General features: G+C 67.2%; 3 protein-coding genes. All 3 read left to right on the plus strand.

Annotation, left to right across the window (positions count from 1 at the left end; all coding sequences use genetic code 11):
- Positions 1 to 180 precede the first annotated feature (180 nt).
- The gene (locus NBW84_RS10765; RefSeq protein WP_445548689.1) at positions 181 to 1,035 is read left to right on the plus strand and encodes a Crp/Fnr family transcriptional regulator; all 855 of its coding nucleotides are present in this window, start codon (positions 181 to 183) and stop codon (positions 1,033 to 1,035) included.
- A gap of 190 nt (positions 1,036 to 1,225) precedes the next feature.
- On the plus strand, positions 1,226 to 2,065 hold the full coding sequence (locus NBW84_RS10770) for a hypothetical protein (protein WP_250284134.1): 840 nt from the start codon (positions 1,226 to 1,228) through the stop codon (positions 2,063 to 2,065).
- Positions 2,055 to 3,778, plus strand: a 1,724-nt coding sequence (locus NBW84_RS10775) for a hypothetical protein (protein WP_250284135.1), incomplete at its 3' end; no start/stop codon positions are given. The genes NBW84_RS10770 and NBW84_RS10775, both read left to right, overlap by 11 nt.

Below are 3,778 nucleotides of genomic sequence, written 5' to 3' on the forward strand. Positions count from 1 at the left end.
TCCCCACCAACCCCACCACCCGGCCGCGCCCGAAGGCCTCCAGATCGTCTGGTGACTCCCCTGCCAGACCTCCAGGTCGAGCCCGCCATAGCGTCAACGACACGAACCGGCTGGCTGCATCACTGAAAGTAGCGAATAGATCCAGTGTAAGAGCGTATTGGTAACCAGATAGGTGCGGATATGGCATCTGGCATCCACTGTGCACGCTATGCTCCCGATCGGTCGCGACTGGCGGGGGTCGGATATGGACGTGGTGAGGGTTTTCGGTGTTCGGACGGCGGTGCCGCGGTTCAGACGCGTGGGCAGGGGCCTGCGAGGGTGGTCTTCACGTCGGAATGGCAGTGTCCGGTGAGCGACGAAGAGCTCGCGGCGGGCGGAGAACTCGGTGCCGCTACGCGTGCCGCGTTGCGAGCGCTTGGTCGACCCAGGTGGTATGCGCCGGGCGAGACCCTGATGCTGCACGGTTCGGTCGCCGACATGGTGATGCTGATCGAGCGTGGGCTCGTGAAGGTTGCCGTGGCCACCGACGACGGCCGCACCACGGTCCTCGCCTACCGCGGTGCCGGAGAGATGATCGGTGAGATGGGCGTCATCGGTCGTGTGCCCCGGAGCGCGACCGTCGTCGCGGTGGACCGGGTCCGAGTATGGGTCATTCCCGCGTCGGTATTCCTCAGCGAGGTGCGTAACCGACCGGAGGTGGCGGCCGACATCATGTCCGCCCTCGTCGCCCGGCTGCGTGACGCGGATCGTGAGCGTGTTCTCGGACCGATGACACCGGCGCGGGTGAGGATCGCGCGTAAGCTGTTGGATCTTGTCGAGTGGCGTGGCCGGTCGATCGCGGACGGGGCCGTCATCGAAATCTGGCTGACCCAGCAGGATCTCGCCGCCGCGGCCGGCGTGGGCCTGCGTTCGGCGAGCCGGGAACTGCCCGAGCTCCGTAGCCGTGGGCTGATCGACTACAGCCGTGGGCGGTTCACTGTGCTGGATCCGGCGGGTCTCGCGCGGGTCGCCAATGAGCTCAAAAGGCCAGAGTAGCCAAGCCCGAAAATGTGCCAATGGCGTAGTTGACGCCGCCAGCGCTCCGGTAGGACGCATCTGCACGCCCACTCAGGCGTGCCACTCGGCGCCGCACCACGATGATCGAATGCTGCGGCCCGAAGTGCGGACCATATAGGCGGACGGGCGCTGCCGGATGGCGTTCCGAAGGTCGTCTGGAAGGAGCCCGATGGTGCATCGGCCGGTCAACCGGCGGCTCGTGGTTGTCGACATCGAGGGCTCGAGCGAGCGTGACACCCCCACACAGGTCGACCTACGGCATCGGCTGAAACTGGTGGTCGAGGACGGCCTGGACGCGGTCGGGCTGTCAGCCCGGCACGGCACCGCGCCGTCGATACAGGACCGATACGACAGTCTGCTGATCGCCATTGACCCAGCGGTGTCCCTCGCTGACCTGACCGACACCTTTCTCGACCGGTTGGCCACCGCGCTGCGGCACGACCGTAAGCGCGCCAGCCCAGCCGCGCGGATGCGACTGCGGGTCGCCATCCATGACGGCGACGTTCTCATCGACGACGATGTCATCAGCGGCCGGCACGCGGTCGAGGTGTGCCGGCTCGTCGATGCCGATCCGCTGCGCGAAGCGTTCACCGCCGCGCCGGAGGCCGATCTGGCGGTCATCGTCTCGGACCGGGTGTACCAGTCCGTGGTCGCCGAGGACTACGGCCGGGTCCCACCAAGCGCCTACCAGCGCGTCGACGTGACGATCAAAAGCCTGCGGACCCGAGCCTGGATCTACGTGCCGAACGCGGACGGTTGGCGACAGCGGCCCGGCGCCCCCACCCCACCGCCCTTTCCCGGCAGGCCAGGGAAGGACAGCGGGCAGCGGGATGCCGATACCGGACAGCGGGACGCCAATACCAGGAGGGATAGCGCCAGCGGCGACGTCATCAGCGGCAACATCGTGATCATAGGTAGTCATCTCGACGAGCCGCGCATAGCTGGCCGCGACATCGGCTGTGGGCATGGCGCCAACCCGTTCGACGAGGTCGACGGCGATGGCCGCTGAGAATCCGGACTCCGCTTCGTCGGGCGAACCTGGTCTGGGATCGGTCGAATCAGCTGACGGTGGATCGTCATCCGCGGAAACCGGCTCCGAGGTTGCCGCTGGCACGCCGCATGGCGGGAAAGGCGATGAAAGGGCAGCGGATTCATCACCCCCAGCTTCCGAGCGAGGGGCTGGTGAGGCGGCTGATACGTCGAATCCCGACGACTCCGGGCCGACCCCAGAGGATGCCGAGGAGGAGTTCGCCAGGCCGAGCGACATCGAGGAAGCGGCGAGCAATTTTCACGGCCCGGTGCCTCCCGGCGGGCCAGGAGCGTTCGCCGGACCAGGATCGGGTCGCTTCTACAACGATTTTCGCGGTGCCACCATCACTGCCAATAGCGTGCTGCTCGCCAGTACGGGTTACGACGTCGGGGACGAGGTCCCGACCGGCCCGCGCCGGGGCGGGCGGGCCCGTGACACGGAGAGCCGGCCCGACGGTGTCGGTGCCGGGGCTGGGCGGTTCGGCACTGACGGTGACGGCAGGAGCGGTTACGGATCGGGGAAGCGGGACGCGCAGGCATCAGGCGAACGGCAGGCACGGCTGGCCGGCCGTTGGGCGCACATCCCCACCGACGTCGTCACCTGGACCGCTACCGCGTTCGCCGCACCAGCCTGTTTCGAGCCGGCACTCGAGCGGCTGCAGCGACTTCACCTGGCGATGGTGTGTGCCCGTCCCGGTTTCGGACGGCCGTCGCTCGGACTCGCGATGCTCAGCCGCTGTGTGGTCCGGGAGAAAATCTTCCGCATAGACGCGCAGACCGATCCGCGCACGCTCGACATTGAGCAACTGCCCGAGAACGCGGGATTCCTGATCGAGAATCTCGACTACCGGCTGCTGCTCAGCGGTTCCGTGCGGCTCGACCGGTTGGCTGAGGACTTCGCATCCAGGGGCAGCTACCTGGTGATCACCGGTCGTGAGTCGCCCAACCTGGTCGACGTGGGCCGCTACGTGATCGATGTTGGCCGGCCCGCCTCGGCAGAGGCCATCATGTCCGTGCAGTACGGGTGGTTCCAGGAGAATCCCGACGGCTGGAGCATCCAGACGACCGGTCCAGCGGAGGCGTCATCCGTCGATCCGCTGGCCGACAGTGCGGTCGAAAAGATGCTCCACGAGGTCGTCAGAGAGGGCCAGCACGCCGCTGTCATCACCGAGCTCGCTCGTCGCGTCGCCTATGCGCGGACGGTGCCCGACGGCCTTGACGCGGTCCAGAGCTGGGTGGACGGCCATGTGGCCGAAGGCTTCACGGACTGGATCAGTAAGATTTCCACACCTGAACTGATCGCGTTCGTGATTACGCTCGCCATCCTCAACGGTCTGCCCTACCGCGTGGTGGCTCGGGTCGCTCGCTCGTTCGAACAGGATCTGCGTGCGTTGAGAGCGAAGCTGGGTGCGGAAACGGAGTCTGTTTCCGACGAGCGCCACATGTTGGGCCCGGGCCGTGGCGCGCTTATCGAAGCGGCGGATGCCGAGATCATCGACTCGCTGGAGGACTCCGGCTACGGGCTCGCTCCGGTGGAGGCGGTCCGTTTCCGCAAGGACGGCTACCAGCGAAGGGTTCTCGACTGGTTCTGGCGGGAGCACGTCGACTGCCATGAGCTGATCAGCGGCTTGGTACGCCGCCTGGCGAATGACCCTCGCCCGGCCGTGCGGGTCCGTGCCGGCGCGGCGGCGGG

This window comes from Protofrankia sp. CiP1_Cm_nod2 (assembly GCF_920664355.1).
Classification (GTDB): Bacteria; Actinomycetota; Actinomycetes; order Frankiales; family Frankiaceae; genus Protofrankia.